Source organism: Variovorax sp. GW821-FHT09D04 (assembly GCF_059416405.1).
In genome coordinates, this window is record NZ_JBWKPA010000025.1 from 1 (window position 1) to 776 (window position 776).

The 776-nt window shown below is 64.2% G+C and carries 1 protein-coding gene; it reads right to left on the reverse strand.

Annotation, left to right across the window (positions count from 1 at the left end):
• Positions 1 to 776, reverse strand: a 776-nt coding sequence (locus tag AC07O4_RS31495; RefSeq protein ID WP_495306621.1) for a DctP family TRAP transporter solute-binding subunit, incomplete at both ends; no start/stop codon positions are given.

Sequence of the window (776 nt, forward strand, 5' to 3'; positions counted from 1 at the left end):
GAGCTCGTCGTTGTAGAGCTTGACGATGGCGGGGTCGTACTGGGCGGCGAACTTGTCGACGACGGGCTTGGCGATGTCGCGCATGCGCTTTTGCTCGGCGGCGCTGAGTTCGTTGAACTGCGCGCCCTTGGCCTGCAGGTCGCCCACGGCCTTTTGCGCGGCAGCGCGGCTGACCTGGCGCTGGTAGCCGCGCGCCTCGTTGGCCGCGTCGTTCATCATCTTCTGCTCGGCGGGCGTGAGCGAGTCCCAGAACTTCTTGCTCACCAGCACGATGTTGGCGGCGTACACGTGGTTGGTGGCGCTCACGAACTTCTGCACTTCGTAGAACTTGTTCGACAGGATCACCGCATAGGGGTTCTCCTGGCCATCGACAGCCTTGGCTTCGAGCGCACCGTACAGCTCGGCAAAAGGCATCGGCACCGGGTTGGCCTTGAAGGCCTTGAAGGTTTCGAGGAACACGGGGTTGGGGATCACGCGGATCTTCAGACCTTCGAGGTCTTCAGGCTTGGCGATGGGGCGCTTGCTGTTGGTGACGTTGCGAAACCCCAGGTCCCAGTAGCCCAGGGCGACGAGGCCCTTCTCGGGGAGCTTGGCGATCAGGGCCTGGCCCAACGGGCCGTCGAGCAGCGCATCGGCCTGCGCGAAGTTGTTCACCGAGAAGGGGAAGTCGACGAGGCCGAACTCCTTGACGATGCCTGCGAGCGACGTGGTGGCCGGTGCCGACATCTGCTGCACGCCGCCCTGCAAGGCCGACTGCTGCTGCATCTCGTTGCCCA